The organism is Microcystis sp. 0824, assembly GCF_003112475.1.
In the GTDB taxonomy this organism is placed as follows: Bacteria; Cyanobacteriota; Cyanobacteriia; order Cyanobacteriales; family Microcystaceae; genus Microcystis; species Microcystis aeruginosa_C.
Window position 1 is genome coordinate 183,244 of record NZ_BDSM01000025.1, and the last position, 20,482, is coordinate 203,725.

The following is a 20,482-nucleotide window of genomic DNA, read 5'->3' on the forward strand; positions in this document are numbered from 1 at the left end:
TTTTTGTCCCCTGTCAACCTAGCCAAACTTGTCATGAGGGGCTAAAGTGTGCTATAAGCAGTCAGACCGTGCCATGGTCTTTATTCTTTCCGATTAGGTAAATTACTGATGACTCAACCGAAACGCGCTCTAATTACTGGTATCACTGGTCAAGATGGTTCCTATCTGAGCGAATTATTATTAGAAAAAGGCTATGAAGTCCACGGTATCATCCGTCGTACTTCAACTTTTAACACCGATCGCATTGATCATATCTACACTGACCCCCACCAGCCCGATACTAAATTATTTCTTCATTATGGCGACCTCACCGACGGGACGACCCTGCGGCGTATCCTTGAACAAGTGCAACCGGTAGAAGTGTATAATTTAGGGGCCCAATCCCATGTGCGAGTTAGTTTTGATGCCCCAGAATACACCGTTGATGCAGTAGGTGTGGGAGTTTTAAGATTACTAGAAGCAATTCGGGATTACCAAAAAAGAACTGGCATCGAAGTGCGTTTCTATCAAGCAGGTTCCTCGGAAATGTTCGGGAAAGTCATGGAAGTTCCCCAAAAAGAAACCACGCCATTTTATCCCCGCAGTCCCTACGCTTGTGCGAAAGTTTACGGTCACTGGCAAACAGTCAACTATCGGGAATCCTACGACTTATTTGCCTGTAACGGCATTTTATTTAACCATGAATCCCCCCGGCGTGGAGAAACTTTTGTCACGCGCAAAATTACCCGCGCTTTGGCCCGAATTATTGCCGGACAACAGAAAAAACTCTACCTAGGAAATCTCGATTCTAAACGGGATTGGGGTTATGCTAAGGACTATGTGCGGGCGATGTGGTTAATGTTACAACAGCAAGAACCAGATGATTATGTGGTGGCGACCAATGAAACCTATTCTATCCGGGAGTTTCTCGATATTTCTTTCCAATACGTTAATTTAAATTGGCAGGATTATGTGGAGTTTGATGAACGTTATTTGCGTCCAGCGGAAGTGGATTTATTGATAGGAGATTCTACAAAAGCCAGGGAGAAATTAGGTTGGCAGCCGTCGGTGACGTTCGAGGGACTGGTAAAATTAATGGTAGATGCGGATTTAGCGGCTTTGGGGATTAATCTTAATAACGGTGGTGATAGCCAACAGTTATTAAAAGATCTGGCTTATCTTCGCAATCGTTCGATGACAACTGTGGATTAAAGAGGTGAACATATGCTGAATTTAGGCGAACAAAGAATCGTCGTCACTGGGGGGGCCGGATTTTTAGGTCGGCAAGTAGTTAATCAATTAATTGCAGCGGGGGCAAATCCCGAAAAAATTACAATTCCTCGGTCTAAAGATTGTGATTTAAGAGTTTGGGAAAACTGTCAACGTTTAGCCGACGAAGAAGATTTAATTATCCATTTGGCTGCCCATGTGGGAGGCATCGGTCTCAATCGGGAAAAACCCGCAGAATTATTCTATGATAATTTGATGATGGGAACCCAATTAATTCACGCTGCCTATCTAGCAGGAGTGCAAAAATTTGTCTGTGTGGGTACAATTTGTGCCTATCCAAAATTTACTCCAGTACCTTTCCGTGAAGACGATTTATGGTCAGGATATCCCGAAGAAACCAATGCGCCCTATGGTATCGCTAAAAAGGCTTTATTGGTACAATTAGAGTCCTATCGTTTGCAGTATGGTTTCAACGGAATTTATCTTTTACCAGTGAATTTATACGGGCCAGAGGATAATTTTGATCCGGGTAGTTCCCATGTAATTCCTGCTTTAATTCGCAAGGTTTATGAGGCACAACAACGGGGGGATGAACAACTTCCTGTCTGGGGAGATGGTAGTCCAACCCGGGAGTTTCTCTACTCCACCGATGCAGCACGCGGCATTGTCATGGCCAGTCAATTCTATAATGAATCGGAGCCAGTTAATCTTGGTACAAATTATGAGATTTCTATCAAAGATTTAGTGGAATTAATCTGTGATTTAATGGGTTTTGATGGCGAAATTGTTTGGGAAATAGACAAACCGAATGGTCAACCGCGACGCTGTTTAGATACAACCCGCGCTCAGGAAAAATTCGGTTTTGTTGCCCAAATGGAATTTAAAGAAGGTTTGCAAAAAACCATTGAATGGTATCGGCAAAACGCCGCTTAGTATCGATAGCAGGTGTGTTAGATTAATAACTAACACACCTGATTTTTTTAAGCTTACTGACCTGTAAAATCAGAACGAAGGTTTAATTTAAAATCTTCCTTGGGGTTAATTGACAATAATTCCACCGATTCTCCTCGTAATAACCAGCCGGCTAATACTTCTAATCCCCCTCCTCGTAATAATCCCTCGCTAACCGGTTGGTCAGAAGTAAAGGAAGCGAGGACAGAAGCGGCGGATTTTCCTAATACTGCACCCTGAATAATTTTATCGGGGTTAACTCCTTTAATTAGCCTTTCTAGACGGGTGAAAACTGCCGAAATAGCATCAATAGATTTTTCTTGGGGTTGACGGGTTTTTAAAAAGATTTTTTGGGATAGAAAACGGGAACCTTGACCATCCGGTTTAATTTCTCCGATAATCTGACTACCATCGGGAATAATTGTCTGTCCTTGGGAATTTTTGATATTATCGGTGACGGTCAGAGATAAAGAAAAAGTTTCCTGTTTGGTTAAAAGAATTTTTTCCCCCTGCTCGTATTTTACAGGGATGTCTGTGCCGGCTGGAATTAATTGATCATTCCCCAAAGGAATCGGTTTAATCGGGTTAATTGGGGCGAATTGACGTGCGATCGCAGGAGTCAAGGAAAGGGAGACCACAACGAAAGAAGCACTTAAAAGCATTGTTAATAGGGTCAGAGGATGATGACGACCCTGCTTTTGAAAATTTAGCATCTTACCCTTGAGTTTCCTAGTGGGAGCGAATTAAAGATAAAGACGAAAGCGGAAAAAAGTTTGTTTCCAAGCAAGAAAATGCGGGAAAAAGGAGAATTTTAGCAAAAAATAACTGATATTTCCGACTAACTGCCAGTTATTAGTTTATTTGGTCTATTGAAACGCCAAAACTCTTGATTTGTCCGCAGTTCTTAGTTTGGCACGGTTAATGGGGATAACTATTTATGGGAGAATTATAGGTTCAATCCTATCAAAAAAAAATCACCCGATCGAATTAACTTTAAGTTTTGCGATCGAGATTGCCGTCACTACCAGTCCTCCATCCCTATAAACCAAGAATATTCTCCCTGATCACCCGCGAACCGGATGCTGTTGCTAAAATAATCTTCATAGTCCCCAAGCTACCGAAACGAGCAAAGAGAGAACCGCCACTTTATCAATTAATCAATTATGGATTTACTCGAATACCAAGCCAAGGAAATATTTGCTCAGGTAGGTATCCCCATTTTACCTTCCCAACCAATCCACGAACCGGGGGGACTAAAAAGATTAAACATTCCCTACCCCATCGTGCTGAAGTCCCAGGTACGAGCGGGAGGACGGGGAAAAGCAGGAGGGGTGAAATTTGTCGCTAATACCATCGATGCGATCGCTGCTGCCCATGCTATTTTTCATTTACCGATCGCCGGAGAATATCCAGAAGTAATCCTAGCAGAAGCCCGGTATAATCCGCAACAAGAGATATTTTTAGCCATTTTACTCGATTATCATCTGCAAAGACCGGTTTTACTCGGTGCGAGTCAAGGGGGGATGGATGTGGACAGTTTACTGGCAACCATGCAAAAAGTGGTCATTGAAGAGAGATTTTCACCCTATCTCTGTCGGCAATTAGCCGTATCTATGGGTTTAAGAGGGTCTTTGATCGAGTCTATCAGTCAAATTCTCGAAAAAATGTATAGTCTCTTTGTCAGCAAAGATCTCGATATTATCGAGATTAATCCCCTGGGTATCAACGAAGCTGGGGAAGTGATGGCCCTAGATGGCAAAATAAGTGTTAATGATGCCGCTTTACCTAGACATCTCGATCTTCTGGCCTTGACCCCTCCCCAATTACAATCCCCTTGGTCGATAATTGATCAAACTGGCCAAATAGCCGTGATCAGTAATGGCCAGGGTTTGATGTCCACTGTCTGGGATGCCTTAGCCAGCAAGGGGGCAAAACTAGCAGCCTGGCTTATACTGGAGGAAAGACTAGAATTAGAGCAATTAAACGAGCAAATAGAGGCCGGTCTGCAACAATTCCAACTATTGGCCGATTTAAAAGTGGTTATCGTTGATATTATCAGTTATCCCGACTTTGGCCAAAAAGCGATCGAGACTATTAGCAATTACTACCGCAGTTATAGCCCATTATCACCCAGCCGGGGCAGCGGCGAACGAACGATCCGGGCCACCCGACAGGAAAGACAAACCTTGCAACCTCGATCTTTTCTCAATCCCACCCTACCACAAATAATTTTTCGCGTCCTAGCTGACAGCAAAGCGATCGATCTCAGTCAGAGTTTAGCTGATGTTAACTTTCATTGGTTAGAGTCTTTAGAAGATGTGGTCACTGCAGCCATTAAATTAGCCTAGAATCAGTGATCAGCGATCAGTTATCAGTTATCAGTGATCAGATGTGAGTTTTCAGTTCACTGATTACTGTTTACTGTTTACTGTTTACTGTTTACTGGACGGCTACGCCGTGCCTTTGGCAACACTGAAACAACTCCCAACACTGAATATATGAAATGGACAGATAAAGATCAGATAATTATGCAAGGGATCGATCGACCCCTAGGCAAATATTACGCGGCACGATTGAAAGCTCAGGGAACCTGTTTAGTAGCGGGGGTGGCTAGTGGCTGCAGTGGTGAGATAATCGCAGAGATACCAGTGTTTGATCTAGTGGCCGAGGCCGTTGCTGAAGCCGGAGAAATCAAGACCAGTTTAATTTTAGTCCCCCCCAATCAAGTCCTAGATGCGGCCTTAGAAGCGATCGCAGCAGCCATTCCCCAATTAATTATCGTCACCCCCGGAGTTCCCCCCTTGGATCTGGTGGAATTATTAAAGATAGCTAGTACCACCGGGACATTAATTCTCGGACCCGGCAGCCAGGGTGTAATTATTCCCAATTATCTTTGGTTGGGTATTTGTGAACCCAGTTTTTATCAATTGGGGACAATCGGTCTGATTACGCGTGGCGATCGCATAGGGGATGAAGTGGCGAAAACTTTAACAGCAGCCGGGTATGGTGAATCTATGGCGGTAAATCTGGGGACTGACGGCATTATTGGCTCAAATTTGTCCCAATGGTTGCAGGTTTTTGAGGAAGATGAAAATACCGAGGCAATTCTCCTCGTCAGTCAGGTGGGGGGAAAGGCCGAAATCGAGGCAGCCAAATATATTGCCTCGGCAATCGAAAAACCAGTGATTGCCTATCTTGTGGGGTTAAATGCAGCGATTGAAACCAATTTCGGTGATACAGAAACAATTATTTCTAACCAACTTTCCTACTCTGTTGCCGCTAAGAATACCAGAAAAGATAGCCTACGTCATTTTCAAGAAGCTGGGGTGACAGTGGTGGAAAAATTCGCCGATTTACCTGCCTCTTTAGGGAAAGTCTTGTCCTGAATTTGACCCCATTGCTCCATTAACGAATTCAGCAGGGTTCTTCTACTTTCTCTATGAGAAGCAGAAGTGTTGAATGATAGCTTCATAATGCAAAAAAGCGACTAGAATATCATATTTTAGTCGCATATAAATTATAATAATCATTATTATGATGCTAAACTCTTTGGCGGAAATTGTCAAGACAATCTTAAAAAGACTACCCAACAATGACTATCCTGTTCTCAATACAAGGCTGTTTGTACTTATCTGGCTTCATCTAATTTTCTCTCAAAGTCTCGGTAGCTTACGAGATTTGTTTTTCCGACTAAATCATCAAGGAATAGCGGTGGACTTATTTACTTTCTCTAAAGCCAGTAAAAACCGAGATTATCAAACATTTAATCAGATTTATTTAAGCTTAAATCACGGGCGCTGCTTAATCAAGGTATGAATGCTAATGAGTGCATATATCAAAAAGTCAGTTTGAGCCTGAGTTTTAAAAAATGTAGATGCAATGATTCATACCCAAAGTTAGCAACGCCTCTGAAACTGGTTATATTGGAGAAAGTCCTGTTCATTTTGGCTTTAGTAACATGGAGATAAAATCGGCTCGATTTTTTTTCTGAAAACCCTTGACAAATGGCGAGACTTGCTTTAGACTTTATGTATAATGGGAATCCGTGCGCCCATATATATAGGGTTTTTGAGGGAAGATAAGAGAGAAAAAAATAGACTCAAAAACCGGGTTGAGTAGGAAGAGGATATAAGGTATGAAGACGGAAAATTTCTCTCCCCGACAAGCATTAAACAAAGCATTTCTGAGAGTCAAACCGAGTCGTAGTCAGGTGGAGAAGTTTCAAACCCACCTAGAACAACTTTTGGGGAGTATCAACGAGACAGAATCCGAGGAGTTCCACAAAAACCTGCTTGCAGACTTTCTCAAACACAGCTACTATAGTCCCCAACATTTCATCAACACCAAGGGAAGGAATGATTTAGTCATCCATAATGGGAAAGAATCGCGGGATTCCGTGGGGGTAATACTGGAAGTCAAGAAACCCAGCAATAAAAGCGAGATGCTGCGGAGAGACAAACTCAACTGTAAAGCATTACAGGAATTACTCCTCTACTTCCTACGGGAAAGAATAACCGAGAAAAACCTAGAGATAAAACACCTGATTGCTACCAATATATATGAGTGGTTTATCTTCGATGGGAATATCTTCGAGAGACTATTCGCACAAAATCAGGAACTCGTCAGACAGTTTAATGACTTTGAGACGGGGAGACTAACGGGAAAAACCACCGACTTCTTCTATAAACAGATAGGGGAACCCTTCCTGAACTCCATACTCGATTCCCTGACATACACCCATTTTGACTTGCGGGAATACACCCAAACCATCCTGGAGGACGAACATAACCTTATCAGTCTCTATAAAATCTTTTCTCCCGAACACCTCTTAAAACTCCCCTTTGCGAACGATAGCAACAGTCTCGACAAAAACTTTTATAGTGAACTGCTGCATATCATCGGATTGACAGAGAGAAAAGAGGGAGGAACAAAACTCATCCGACGTCTGCAACCGGCAGCGCGACAACCCGGTTCGCTGCTAGAGAACGCTATCAGTCAAGTGGAGAGTTTAGATAAAATCTCTCGTTTACCCAATCCCGAAGAATTTGGGGAGACGGAAGAGGAGAGACTATTTAATATCGGTTTAGAGTTGGGGATAACCTGGATAAATAGAATCCTCTTCCTCAAACTATTAGAAGCGCAGATAATTAGGTATCATCGGGGGGATAAATCCCTAGGGTTTCTCAATTTAGGCAAAATTGCCAACTATGACGACTTAAATCGCTTATTTTTCAGCGTTTTGGCCAAAAAACAGACAGAAAGAAGCAAAGACATCCAGAATACCCATACTCAGGTTCCCTATCTCAACAGTTCCCTATTTGAACCCACAGACTTAGAACAATCAACCATAGTCATCAGTAACCTGCGTTCGGAGAATATAGAGATTTTTGCAGGAACAGTCTTAAAGGATAGTCAGGGGAAAAAGCGAACAGGAGAAATCAACGCTTTAGCATACCTATTTGAGTTTCTCAATGCCTACGATTTTAGCAGCGAAGGTGGGGAAGCGATACAGGAGGATAATAAGACTCTTATCAATGCGTCAGTGTTGGGATTAATCTTCGAGAAAATCAACGGATATAAGGATGGTTCCTTTTTCACCCCCGGTTTCATCACTATGTATATGTGTCGGGAAACGATTCGACGCGCAGTAATAGAGAAATTTAACCAGAGTCAGGGATGGGATTGTCAGACAATCGAGGATGTGTATAACCGCATCAAAGATAAAACGGCAGCCAATGCTATTATCAATAGTCTCAAAATTTGTGATCCTGCGGTGGGTTCGGGACATTTTCTTGTTTCTGCTTTGAACGAGATAATCGCGATTAAGAGTGAGTTACAGATTTTAGTGGATAAAGAGGGGAAAACTCTCAGGGATTATCGGGTTGAGGTGGTGAACGATGAGTTAATCGTCACCGATGATGACGGTAATCTGTTTGAGTATAATCCCCGCAACCGAGAAAGTCAGCGAGTACAGGAGACTTTATTTCAGGAAAAACAGCGTCTGATTGAGGGGTGTCTCTTTGGAGTTGATATCAATCCCAACTCGGTGAAAATCTGTCGGTTGCGTTTATGGATTGAGTTACTCAAGAATGCTTACTACAAAGCAGACAACGAGTTAGAGACGCTACCGAATATCGATATTAATATCAAGGTTGGCAATTCTCTGATTAGTCGCTTTGGGTTATCCAATGATTTACAAGTCTTTTCCCGCAAAAGTCGTTTAAGTATCGAGAGTTATAAGGATGCGGTGAGAGTCTATCGCAACGCGGAGGATAAATCGCAAAAGCGTGAGATGGAGAGATTGATAAGTGAGATTAAGAGTAGTTTTCGTCAGACTTTACAGGGAGATAATCCTCTGAAAAAGCGCTTGCGGGGTTTGGAAACGGATTTATATAGTCTAGAGAATCAAATTTTGTTATTTGAGGAGTCACCCAAGGAAAAGAAAGCGCGGGAAAGGAAGATTAGTCAGTTAAGGAATGAGATTGATAAGTTACGTCCGCAACTGGAGGAGATTGAAAGCGGTAAGATTTATCATAATGCTTTTGAATGGCGCTTCGAGTTCCCCGAAGTTCTAGACGATAAGGGGAATTTTATCGGTTTTGATGTGGTAATTGGTAATCCTCCTTATGGAGTGAAATTCAAGGAAATGGAAAAAAGATTGTATAAGGAATTTTATACAACCATAGATGATATTTACACAATTTTTATGGAAAAAGCTACTAGAATATCTCACAAATCAGGATTTTTCTCTTTCATCACACCAATATCTTGGTTAACAGGTGATAAATATTATTCCACAAGGAAAATCATATATGAAAATTCTCATTTAGTCTTAGGAATAACTCTACCCTATGATATATTCAACGATGCTTATGTAGATACTGGAATTTATTTATTATCTAAAAACAAATCTTTAAATATGTCGTTGGTATATGAATTTAATCCCAGAGATAAAATAGATTTTAATATTATAAATTCCTTAGATTATCATATACTTAGCAAAAAAGAATGGTCTAACAGTCAAGATTTAAAGCTAATTTTTAACCCTCTGTCAAAACTACTGAACAATAAACTAAGTAAAATTCAAACAACTATCGAGGACATTACTGATTCAGCTAGAGGTATTTTAGCTAATAAAAATGATTATTCTTTAAATAAAATTGATGATTTTCACGAACCAATTTTAACTGGCAAGCTTGATAGATACTTTCTAGAAGATGTTAATGAATACATAAAATATGGAGACAATCTTAGGGAGAAACCGTCATCATTTGATTTTTTTACAGGAGAAAGAATTCTTGTCAGAAGAATTATAAGTAGACAGTTTAGAATAATGGCAACTTTGACTCAAAAACCACTTGTTGTTAAGAAAGATATTTATATTTTTAAATTAAATACGGACAGGTTCTCAATCAAATATCTCTTATCTATTATTAATTCTAAATTCGTTTCTTATCTTAAAACTAAAAACTCTACATCGGCAAAAAAAGATGATTTTACTCAGCTAACCATGAATGACATCAGAAAGTTAAGAATTCCTATTCCTACTCCCAATCAAGTAGTCAATATCGAAAATATTGTAGATCAAATTCTCACAGATAAAAAATCTAATCCCAAAGCTGACACCAGCGAGTTAGAAAAAGAGATTAACCAAATAGTGTATGAATTGTATGGATTAAGCGAGGAAGAAATCAGGATAATAGAGGGGGAAATAAAATAAATATAAATGTAGGGTGTGTTAGCGAAGCGTAACGCACCCAAAAGCATCCCAAAGGACTAAAAAAAATTTGATCCCCCTAAATCCCCCTTAAAAAGGGGGACTTAGGGGGATACAATCGTTCTGATGATAAATTCTGTTTTTAATAGTATGATGAACTCCCAATCGAACTTTAAAACCCATCTCCCCACTTCCCCTATACCTTCCTATTGCCTATTGCCTATTGCCTATTGCCTATTGCCTTATTTCAACAAGTAAATTAAATTTGCGCCCAGCTTATTAGTATTCTATAATACCAATGCTTAGGAAACTATAAAGAAAATCCCAAGATTGAGCGAGTACCTTGGCGAAAAAAGCTATAATAGAATAAAATGCCTAATTTTTTCAACAAAATTGTTATGATAGTTACCAATAGACAAGAGCTAGAAGAACTGATACAACAGGTAAAAAAAGCTCAACAACAATTTGCCAACTATAACCAAGAACAAGTAGATCTTATCTTCAAAAAAGCCGCATTAGCAGCCAACAACGCGCGCATTCCCCTAGCTAAAATGGCAGTACAAGAGACAGGGATGGGAGTAATAGAAGATAAAGTGATTAAAAACCATTTTGCCTCAGAAATCATCTACAACAAATATAAACACAGCAAAACCTGCGGCATTATCGAAGAAGATAAATCCTTTGGATTGCAAAAAATCGCCGAACCCGTGGGCATTTTAGCGGGGATCGTACCCACCACAAATCCCACCTCCACAGCCATTTTTAAAGCCCTAATTGCCCTGAAAACCCGCAACGGCATCATTTTTTCCCCCCATCCGCGAGCCAAAGACTGCACGATCGCAGCGGCCAAAATAGTCTTAGAAGCGGCCGTGAAAGCAGGCGCACCGGCCGGTATTATTGGTTGGATCGATCAGCCATCGGTGGAACTTTCCCAAGCATTAATGCAACATCCCAGCATTAATTTAATCCTTGCTACCGGCGGTCCTGGTATGGTAAAAGCGGCCTATTCTTCCGGAAGACCTTCCCTAGGAGTCGGTGCCGGCAATACCCCCGCTTTAGTGGACGAAACTGCTCACATAAAAATGGCCGTTTCCTCGATTATTCTCAGTAAAACCTTCGATAACGGCATGATTTGCGCCTCCGAACAATCGGTAATCGTTGTCGATAGCATCTATGAAGAAGTTCGACAGGAATTTATTGATCGCGGGGCCTATCTTCTTTCCCCCGAAGAAAGGGAAAAAGTCGTCGGGATTCTCCTAAAAGATGGTCATATCAACCCCGATATCGTCGGACAACCGGTAGAAAAATTAGCCACCATGGCCGGAATTTCCGTTCCCGAAGATACCCGCTTACTAATCGGAGAAGTAGAAAATATTGGCTTAGAGGAACCATTTTCCTACGAAAAACTCTCGCCAATTTTAGCCATGTACCGGGCCAAAGACTTTGAAGATGGGGTAAAAAAAGCCGAAAAACTGGTCTTATTTGCCGGTCGAGGTCATACGGCCGTGCTTTATACCGCACCCTCCAATCGGGAACATATTAAGCACTTTCAAGACAACGTACAAACGGCCCGGGTATTAATTAATACCCCTTCCTCCCAGGGTGCGATTGGTGATATCTATAACTTCCGTCTCGATCCTAGTTTAACCCTCGGTTGTGGCACTTGGGGCGGTAATTCCATCAGCGAAAACGTCGAACCTACCCACCTATTAAATATTAAAACCGTAGCCGAGCGCCGGGAAAATATGCTTTGGTTCCGAGTACCACCAAAAGTATATTTTAAATACGGAGCATTACCCGTCGCTATTCGGGAATTAGCCGGCAAAAAACGGGCCTTTATTGTCACCGATAAACCTCTTTTCGACCTAGGAGTTACCGCAACTTTACAGGAAGTTTTAGAAGAAATCGGCATCACGATTAATATCTTTTATGATGTGGAACCCGATCCTTCCCTAGAAACCGTCGAACGGGGGTTAAATGTAATTAATACCTTCAATCCCGATGTAATTATCGCTATCGGTGGTGGTTCCCCCATGGATGCCGCTAAAATCATGTGGCTACTCTACGAGCATCCAGAGATAGAATTCGAGAGCTTGGCCATGCGTTTTATGGATATCCGCAAACGAGTCTATGAATTGCCCCCTTTAGGCGAAAAAGCTCTGATGGTGTGTATTCCCACCACTTCGGGAACAGGATCAGAAGTGACTCCCTTCGCCGTCGTGACCGATCGCCGTAATAATATTAAGTATCCTTTGGCAGATTATGCTCTAACTCCCAGCATGGCCATCGTCGATCCGGAATTAGTGCTGAATATGCCGAAAAAATTGACAGCCTACGGCGGAATTGACGCTTTAACTCACGCTCTTGAGGCCTACGTCTCGGTTTTAGCCTCAGAATATACCAATGCTCTTGCTCAAGATGCCATCCGACTGCTGTTTAAATACTTGCCCAGTTCCTATCATAACGGAGCTAAAGACCCGAAAGCGCGGGAAAAAGTCCATTACGCGGCGACAATGGCAGGAATGGCCTTCGCTAATGGCTTTTTAGGCATCTGTCACTCCATGGCCCACCAATTGGGGGCAATTTTCCATATTCCCCACGGTCTAGCCAATGCCTTGATGATTTCCCACGTCATCCTCTATAATGCCACCGATGCCCCCTTTAAACAGGCGACTTTCTCTCAGTACAAATATCCTAACGTGAAGTGGCGCTATGCCAGGATCGCTCATTCCTTGGGATTGGGAGGAGAAAGCGAGACCGAAAGTGTGGAAAGATTGGTATTAGCGATCGAATGTTTAAAACGGGAAATCGGTATTCCGGCCAGTATTAAAGAGGTAATTCCCGAAAGTGAAGCCGAATTTATGGCCAAATTAGACCATTTAGCTGAACAAGCCTTCGATGATCAGTGTACCGGAGCCAATCCCCGTTATCCCCTGATTGAGGACTTAAAAACCCTGTTAATCCAAGCTTATCACGGCAATTTGCCCCTAGAGGTGGCGGTAAATGGTCACGGTGATGTCAGTCTTGCCGATTTGAAGTTAGAGCCGCAACCGTTGAGCTTGTAGGGATAGATTTTGCCTTTGATTCCCCCTACTCCCTGTAGGGTTGATTCATGAATCAACCCTACACCCCACACCCCACACCCCACACCCTACCCCCCTTAATCAGGGGATATCCCCCCTACCCCCCTTAATAAGGGGGGATTTGACAGTTTTTAACACCTACCTACTTAGCCACTACTTAAAAATTATCTTTTTTCCCCCGCAGCCGTGCAAACACTTGTATTGGTTCGCTGCTATCCATGGTCATGGCCAAAGCGGGACTATCCCAACGCAAAAAAGGATTAGTCAGCTTTTCCGTCCCCAAAATTGCCGGAATCGTGGGAAGATCTTCAGCGCGATGTTTTTCCACTTCCCGATAACGCTGTTGCAGAGCAGCATTATTAGGGTCAACTGTCAAGGCAAACTTTAAATTATTTAACGTATATTCGTGAGCGCACCAAACCCTAGTCTGGTCGGGCAGCGATCGCAATTTAGTTAAAGAAGCCACCATTTGGCCCGGTGTTCCCTCAAATAAACGACCACAACCCCCCGAAAACAGGGTATCACCACAGAATAACTCACCGTAATCTCCGGGGTTAACCGGGGGAAAATAATAGGCAATATGGCCGCGAGTGTGGCCGGGGACAAAGAAAACCTCGGCCCAGCGACCGGCAAATTCCACCCGGTCCCCCTCCTCTAAAAACAGCTGCTGGCCCGGAATGCGACCGCGATCCTCCTTTCCCCCATAAACACAAAGATGGGGATAACGATTAATTAAAGCCTGATTAGCCCCCACATGGTCGCCGTGGTGATGAGTATTAAAAATAGCGACTAAATCCACCTGTAAAGCCTCTAATCGCCTGAAAACGGGTTCAGGTTCCGCCGGATCCACCACGGCCGCGATTTTTTGTGCCGGATCGTAGAGGAGGAAAATATAATTATCGGAAAGGGCGTTAAGACGTTCGATCTCCATGGTAGAATCTTGATGCTCAGGTTTAACTCGATCATACCTATAGCAGCATCTTTCAGAAATCAGGCTAGAAACCTCAACCACTGGGACAAAATCTTAAATATGGCCGATGTAGAATAATAACTATAATAAAAGTGTCATAAAAAAGCAGTGAATTTATAGTAGTTATGACGATCAAATTTCGGTTTCATCCAGAGAAAGCAGTGGAAGCCGCTGCTATACTCTTAAAGCTGCACGGCAAACCGATGAAGTATTTAGGGTTGCTGAAAATGCTCTATATAGCTGACCGTCTTGCTTTAAAAACCATGGATCAACCAATTACTGGGGATAGATATGTATCAATGGATTATGGACCGGTTCTCAGGGGTGTTTATGATTTGATTAAAGGACAGCCCGTGGACTCTGCTTTACCCCTGTGGTCGAAATATATTTCTCCCCGGGATTCTAATTATGTTGACCTGCTGCAATATCCCGGCAATGAAGAACTCTGTGAAGAAGAAGAAATGATTCTTAAACAGGTTTACAAGACTTTTGGCCATCTCAATCCCTTTCTTGTAGCCGAATGGACTCACGATCTACCAGAATGGAAGGATCCCCATGGTTCGGCTATTCCAATTTTAGTAGAGGATGTTTTGCGATCTATGGGTAAAACGGAGGAGGAAATCGAAGATATTAGCCAAGAAGCCCAGCGAGAAGCCTATTTAGATGGAGCTTTACATGGCTAGTCTGGTAGTCAAGCTGGGGGATGCCTTTTTAATCGATACACCCCCTAATAAGCAACATCTCTATATTGCGATCGCAAAGACTTCTGAAAATAGATATTTATTTGTCAATGTTACAACTCGAAGAAGCAGTTCGGAAGCTACTTGTGTGCTTTTGCCCGGCCTTGGTGTCCCGAATTTTATCGTCTGTGAATCCGTGATTGCCTATCAATTTGCCCGGGAGATGGATGCCACGGAATTAGCCAGTTTAATCACTGCGGGTAGTCCGATTCCAAAAGGCTCCTGTTCAGCCACAATTCTCGCACAGATTCAGCAAGGTGGTCTAGTTTCTCGACGGCTGAAAAACAAGTACAAAATTGCCCTGAGAGCTTTCTTAGATACATAGCTTCAGCCGTTTTCTGGTTAACAAGTTTTTGTCCCCTAACTCCCCGCAGCACAGGAATCGGCAAAAATTACGCAGGGAATCCCCACATGACTAACGGGAACAATATCGGGTTCTGTGGGGGGAAATAAAGCGACAACGTGGGGAACGGGACGGGGAGTATAATGCACTTGCGATTGACCCTGATAAGCGAGGGAGGTGCTTGCTCCTGAATCCAACATCACCGCGTCCCGAAAACCTGCCTGTACTAATAATTCTCCCAAAGCCATGGAATCGATCGGCTCTCTGGAAACCCCGATAACTGGCTGTCCTGCCTGATTAATCCCCCAAAAAGCCCGGTGACGCAGGGCATCAAAACCGTAAAGTGTACCAAAGGATTCTCGGGATTGTGGTTGTCCATCTTTGACTAACCAAGCGGCCGCGACAAAAGCATCCGTCACCTTGAGATCATCTTCAGCCTCGGCTGCGATTCCTTCTAGGGTATTATGACGGACAGGATCAAAGGGAAGATAACGCACCCATCGATCGGTAATGATTACTAAAGGACGACCCTCTAACTTGCCGATTTCCCCTTCATATCCCGGGATAAAGCCGCCATTTTCGCTTAAAACCGGCCCGATCATCTGATTTGAGTCCAATTCCTTGAGAGAGAAAAAACCGCCATCTACAGCCGCGACTGCTTCTGTGCCGGCGATAATTTCCTCCACTTGATAACGACTATCAGCGTGGATGGTTTTGGGAATCCCGCCACTAATCAGAACAAGTGTATTTGTTGGGAATTCCACTTCCCGTTTTTGGATGGTGGTGGCAAAGTTAAAACCGCCATCGGTACGGGGTAAGGGATCACCTCCCCAAGCTTGCGGGACAACTTCCCTAGTGCGCGATTGCCCAAAGCGTCCAATCGTGAGTAAATCGGGGGATTGTCCAGCAAAATGCTCATCGAGGTCATTCATCGATAAAGCCGCCCGATAACCCGCTTTTTTGACGAATTCCTTCACTCGATCGTCCGCCTTCCCTTCCGGATAGGTAAAATAATTAATCGGAATACCCAATTCTTTTTCTAAGATTTGTTTCGATTGCTTGACTTCTTGCTCCAAATCTGCATCGGACAATAATCTTAAATCCCGGGGATGACTGACACTATGGGAGACAATTTGTACTAGAGGATCGGCGGCCATTTCCTGGAGTTGTTGCCAAGTGACACTGGTTCTGCCGGTTTTTTGAGTCATTTTATTGATATAAATCGAGAAAACAGCAGGATAGTTATATTTTCTCAATAAAGGATAGACATACTGGTAATGTCCCCCATAACCATCATCAAAAGTCAATAAAATCGGTTTAGCGGGAAGGGGGATACCTGTCCGCAGATGGGAAATTAACCAATCGATACTGATCGGAGTTGCCCCGATTTCCTGCAAAAATTGAAAATGTGCCTCTAATTCGCCAGGGGTAACGTCAAAAAATACCTCTTTTTCTGGTAAAATGTCGTGATACATTAAAATCGGTACTTTAGTTCCTTGAGCGCGGGGATGAATTTCCGGCCAGGGTGCTAATTCGATCGCTGTTGCCGAGTTATTTTGCCAATTATCGAGACTAATATCGTTTTTTTGGAGAGATAGGGAAAAAATCACGCGATCGGAGAGGTTTTTATAGGTTTTACAATCAAAAACTCTCGATATATCCTTAAAAGAACTATTTTCTCGGACATAATCCGCGCATTCCGGTTGAAACTCCCTAAAGGGTGCGGGGAGAGAATCACCCCCCACCAGAGCATTAGAGCGAGGATAGAGAGAAATTGTCCAAATAATCAGACAAGTGACGATAAATGCCAAAAATCCGTATAGGGGAAGGAAAGAAAAGGAAGATTTTTGCCGAGCTTGCCAACGCATAAGATCAAGTAATAAAGTAATAAAGTAAAAAAGAAATTGAGATTTGCGCTAGTACCTTGACTAACAAGCTGAGTTTCCCTATAATCCGTTCCCTTGTCAAGTTTTCTAGAACACCCTCATCAGTTATCAGTTATCAGTGAGCAGTGAGCAGTGAGCAGATTTGAGTTTTCAGTGGACAGTGGTAATCAGTGAGCAGTTGTCAATAGACTACCTTTATTGATTCTCCCCTCTCCCTTTTCCCCACTCCCCTCTCCCCAATTCATAATTTATAATTCATAATTTATAATTTCCCATTCCCCCCACTGATAACTGGTTACTGTTTACTGGACGGCTACGCCGTGCCTTTGGCAACACTGAAAAACCCCACACCCCACACCCCACACCCCACACTCCGCTATATTCACGGGGATTAAGTTGGTAAAGGGTGACACAAAACTGCTAGAGTTACCAAAGACGAGTATATAAACTTTACAGATATTGTATGAGAGTTTTGGTTATTGGCGGAGACGGCTATTGTGGTTGGGCAACGGCACTCCATCTATCAAATAGAGGTTACGAAGTAGGCATACTTGATAGTTTAGTTCGTCGCTATTGGGACTTACAATTAGGCTGCGATACCTTAACACCGATCGCACCCATATCTCATCGGATTCAACGCTGGCAAGATCTGACAGGAAAATCGCTCGATCTTTTTGTCGGGGATATTAATGACTACGACTTTCTGATTCAATCCCTGCGACAGTTTCAACCAGACACCATTGTTCACTTCGGAGAACAGAGATCTGCACCCTTCTCCATGATCAATCGCGAACACGCGGTTTTAACCCAAGTTAATAACGTTGTTGGCAATTTAAACATCCTCTACGCGATGAAAGAGGAATTTCCCGAAGCGCACCTAGTGAAACTGGGAACGATGGGTGAGTATGGCACACCGAATATAGATATTGAAGAAGGCTACATCACGATCGAACATAACGGTCGTAAGGATACTTTACCCTATCCCAAACAGCCAGGTAGTATGTACCATCTCAGCAAAGTCCACGATAGCCATAATATCCATTTTGCCTGTCGGATGTGGGGTTTAAAAGCCACGGATCTCAATCAAGGGGTGGTTTATGGAGTCCTCACCGAAGAAACGGGAATGGATGAGATGTTAATTAACCGTCTCGATTACGATGGGGTTTTTGGCACTGCTTTAAACCGTTTTTGTATTCAAGCGGCAATCGGTCATCCCCTGACAGTGTACGGTAAAGGTGGTCAAACGCGAGGATTTTTAGATATCCGCGATACCGTGCGTTGTTTGGAATTAGCGATCGCAAATCCCGCTCAATCGGGAGAATTCCGCGTTTTTAACCAATTTACCGAACTGTTTAGCGTCGGTGACTTGGCACTGATGGTTAAAAAAGCTGGTTCCGCGTTGGGGTTAAATGTGGAGATTAACAATCTTGACAACCCGCGCATCGAGTTAGAGGAACATTATTTCAAGGCTAAAAACACGAAATTACTCGATCTAGGCCTACAACCTCACTATCTCTCCGATTCTCTCCTCGATTCCCTCCTAAACTTCGCCACCAAGTATAAAAATCGGGTAGATATGAATCATATCCTACCAAAAGTCACTTGGAAACGATAATTTATTAGTAAATGATAAGTTGAGGATGGGCAAGTAACCCATCCTTTGCGTTTTTCTAATGTATCGCCATCAAACTCGATCTTAATCCGCACTGATGGGAATTATTGTCGTCCGCGATTGGGGGAATTAGCGCGACGTTCCTGCATTAACTGGGAAAATTCCGTTCTTTGAGCGGGAGTTAAGACTTGGCGAATTTCCAAAAAACTCTCAAATTGCAGGTTACTGATTTCTTGGCGATTGCGAGAGATTTGCTGATGTTTAGAACGGATATCTCGATCGGAGGCATTATTCGATAATAAACTATTTAATTCTTGTTCGTTGTTTCTAATGGTTTCTTGCAATTTTCGGATTTGTCCCCGATATTTCTGACGAATAGCGGCAACTTTTGACTTTTGGTCATCGGTAAGGTTTAATTGTTCAATTAGTCCTTCTCTAGAATTATTCATCCCACGGGGACGATTTTCAGGACGCTGGGGAGAGCTAGTTTGAGCGATAAATAGACGATCTTGGGGATAGGATAGCACAGTGGCAGTTGAGGCCAAGTTAGCGGCCAGAGTTAAAGCCATGGTCGTGCCGAGAATCGAGAGAGTAGAAAAGTACATAATTGACCTTGACAAAAAAATTAAGGATTATAGGTAGAATAGGTGAGTTGAGGCTCGTTTAAGGTCATCCAAGGGGAACTATAAACGCTAGGAGCAGCCATCGGTGGAGCGATGCTATGGTTCCAACTTTCCACTAAAAAAGCTTCTAATTGCTCGTCAGAAATTTGGCCTAGTTGTGGATGAGGATCGGACCAACGATAGTAAGCAAAAATCAGGGCCGATAAGGCAGTAATACCAGTAATCCACCCCAATAAAGGCGTCAATTTTGGGAAATTTACTGGCTTTTCTTCCCTAATCATTTGCATTAACTGTTCTTCTTCATCTATCGGTCGAGGTGGCAGCGATGGACGATAGCGACGCAGAAAATTAACCACTTTGTCATCTTCTGGGGACATTAGAGAACTCCTTGTTTTTGCAAAAATTGACCCATGGTTTTACGCGCATAATGAAGACGTGATTTCACCGTACCGAGGGGAATTTCTAAGATTTGGGCGATTTCCTTTTGGGGTAAGTCCTCTAGATCGTGAAGGACAAGCACAGCGCGATGTTCTAAACTGAGAATTTCTAACCCTTCCCGGACCACCTCCTCATAATACAATTGCATCAAATCGGGACTATCTTGGGGACGGGATTGGCTATCAAGGGGGTTTTCCTGATCAGTGCTTTTGGTGATCCTCATTTGTCTTTTGGCTAATTGTCGCCGACCATCGATCGCCACATTGCAGGTGATCCGATAAACCCAAGTGGAAAAGTATTCAGGTGAACGCAATTTCGGCAACCCGCGCCACAGTCTTAAAAATACCTCTTGGACAAAATCCTCTAGGAATTCCCTTCCACAGAGTTGATAGAGAGTAGAGCGGATTTTTGGTTGATAAAGACGGTAAAGGTGACGAAAAGCGACCCTATCACCCCTTTGACATTTCAAGATTAACTCTCGATCGCTCACACTTGTTTGCTTATCGGTTATCACCCTGATCATTACCCCCGCTGGATACCTGTCCGTTTAGACTGGGGGGTGTCAAGAATGGTTCATAAGTAAGTGGGAGACAGGAGATAGGAGTCAGGAGACAGGAGACAGGAGACTCCGAGACAGGAGACAGCTTTACTCTCCCCACACCCCATCACCCCATCACCCCATCACCCCACACCCCACACCATTCAGGAGTCAGGAGTCAGGAGATAGGAGTCAGGAGATAGGTTTTTGGGGTGATAGGGTTTTAGGGTTTTGGGGTTTTAGGGTTTTAGGGTTTTGGGGTTTTAGTTCAATTTCCCCACTTCCCCATCACCCCACTTCCCCATCACCCCACACCCCAATTCATAATTCATAATTTATAATTCCCACACCCCACACCCCACACCCCACACC

At 43.1% G+C, this 20,482-nt stretch carries 15 protein-coding genes; 9 read left to right on the top strand and 6 right to left on the bottom strand.

Annotated features, from left to right (window positions below):
- The first annotated feature begins 108 nt into the window (after positions 1-108).
- The gene (gene gmd, locus N0824_RS10585; RefSeq protein ID WP_108936735.1) at positions 109-1,191 is read left to right on the top strand and encodes a GDP-mannose 4,6-dehydratase; all 1,083 of its coding nucleotides are present in this window, start codon (positions 109-111) and stop codon (positions 1,189-1,191) included.
- A 12-nt stretch (positions 1,192-1,203) separates the two neighbouring features.
- Positions 1,204-2,142 carry a GDP-L-fucose synthase gene (locus tag N0824_RS10590; RefSeq protein ID WP_108936736.1) on the top strand — a complete coding sequence of 313 codons (939 nt, stop codon included), beginning with the start codon at positions 1,204-1,206 and terminating at the stop codon, positions 2,140-2,142.
- A gap of 53 nt (positions 2,143-2,195) precedes the next feature.
- Here the strand turns inward: N0824_RS10590 and N0824_RS10595 are convergent, their stop codons facing one another.
- On the bottom strand, positions 2,196-2,873 hold the full coding sequence (locus N0824_RS10595) for a hypothetical protein (protein WP_108936737.1): 678 nt from the start codon (positions 2,871-2,873) through the stop codon (positions 2,196-2,198).
- Between the two features lie 450 nt (positions 2,874-3,323).
- Here N0824_RS10595 and N0824_RS10600 point away from each other — a divergent pair, with 450 nt between their 5' ends.
- From N0824_RS10600 to adhE, 4 genes are all read left to right on the top strand, one after another.
- A complete protein-coding gene (locus N0824_RS10600; protein WP_108936738.1) occupies positions 3,324-4,508 on the top strand; it encodes an ATP-grasp domain-containing protein in 1,185 nt (394 codons plus the stop codon).
- A 150-nt stretch (positions 4,509-4,658) separates the two neighbouring features.
- Positions 4,659-5,546, top strand: coding sequence for a CoA-binding protein (locus N0824_RS10605; RefSeq protein ID WP_108936739.1), 888 nt, complete (start codon positions 4,659-4,661; stop codon positions 5,544-5,546).
- A 749-nt stretch (positions 5,547-6,295) separates the two neighbouring features.
- Entirely contained in the window at positions 6,296-9,880 is a 3,585-nt protein-coding gene (locus N0824_RS10615) for an Eco57I restriction-modification methylase domain-containing protein (RefSeq protein ID WP_108936740.1), read from the top strand.
- 395 nt (positions 9,881-10,275) lie between these two features.
- Positions 10,276-12,942 carry a bifunctional acetaldehyde-CoA/alcohol dehydrogenase gene (gene adhE, locus N0824_RS10620; protein ID WP_108936752.1) on the top strand — a complete coding sequence of 889 codons (2,667 nt, stop codon included), beginning with the start codon at positions 10,276-10,278 and terminating at the stop codon, positions 12,940-12,942.
- Between the two features lie 175 nt (positions 12,943-13,117).
- Here adhE and gloB read toward each other — a convergent pair whose 3' ends face one another.
- A complete protein-coding gene (gene gloB, locus N0824_RS10625; protein WP_108936741.1) occupies positions 13,118-13,891 on the bottom strand; it encodes a hydroxyacylglutathione hydrolase in 774 nt (257 codons plus the stop codon).
- 164 nt (positions 13,892-14,055) lie between these two features.
- Between gloB and N0824_RS10630 the strand changes: the two genes are divergently transcribed.
- A complete protein-coding gene (locus tag N0824_RS10630) occupies positions 14,056-14,613 on the top strand; it encodes a Panacea domain-containing protein (protein ID WP_046662215.1) in 558 nt (185 codons plus the stop codon).
- Positions 14,606-14,995: a hypothetical protein gene (locus N0824_RS10635; protein WP_008200532.1), complete on the top strand. Its 390-nt coding sequence runs from the start codon at positions 14,606-14,608 to the stop codon at positions 14,993-14,995. Before N0824_RS10630 ends, N0824_RS10635 begins: the two co-directional genes overlap by 8 nt.
- A 35-nt stretch (positions 14,996-15,030) precedes the next feature.
- Here N0824_RS10635 and N0824_RS10640 read toward each other — a convergent pair whose 3' ends face one another.
- A complete protein-coding gene (locus tag N0824_RS10640; RefSeq protein WP_108936742.1) occupies positions 15,031-16,881 on the bottom strand; it encodes a polysaccharide deacetylase family protein in 1,851 nt (616 codons plus the stop codon).
- A 481-nt stretch (positions 16,882-17,362) separates the two neighbouring features.
- On the opposite strand from N0824_RS10640, the gene N0824_RS10645 reads away from it, so the two are divergent.
- Positions 17,363-18,514 (top strand): NAD-dependent epimerase/dehydratase family protein, encoded by a 1,152-nt coding sequence (locus N0824_RS10645; RefSeq protein WP_108936743.1) that lies wholly within the window; start codon positions 17,363-17,365, stop codon positions 18,512-18,514.
- A gap of 101 nt (positions 18,515-18,615) precedes the next feature.
- Here N0824_RS10645 and N0824_RS10650 read toward each other — a convergent pair whose 3' ends face one another.
- From N0824_RS10650 to N0824_RS10660, 3 genes are read right to left on the bottom strand one after another with little or no spacing between them, the layout of a single operon-like run.
- A complete protein-coding gene (locus tag N0824_RS10650) occupies positions 18,616-19,116 on the bottom strand; it encodes a Spy/CpxP family protein refolding chaperone (RefSeq protein WP_108936744.1) in 501 nt (166 codons plus the stop codon).
- 20 nt (positions 19,117-19,136) lie between these two features.
- Positions 19,137-19,511: a hypothetical protein gene (locus tag N0824_RS10655; protein ID WP_108936745.1), complete on the bottom strand. Its 375-nt coding sequence runs from the start codon at positions 19,509-19,511 to the stop codon at positions 19,137-19,139.
- Positions 19,511-20,095: a sigma-70 family RNA polymerase sigma factor gene (locus N0824_RS10660; RefSeq protein ID WP_108936746.1), complete on the bottom strand. Its 585-nt coding sequence runs from the start codon at positions 20,093-20,095 to the stop codon at positions 19,511-19,513. The genes N0824_RS10655 and N0824_RS10660 overlap by 1 nt, the downstream gene beginning before the upstream one ends.
- Positions 20,096-20,482 lie beyond the last annotated feature (387 nt).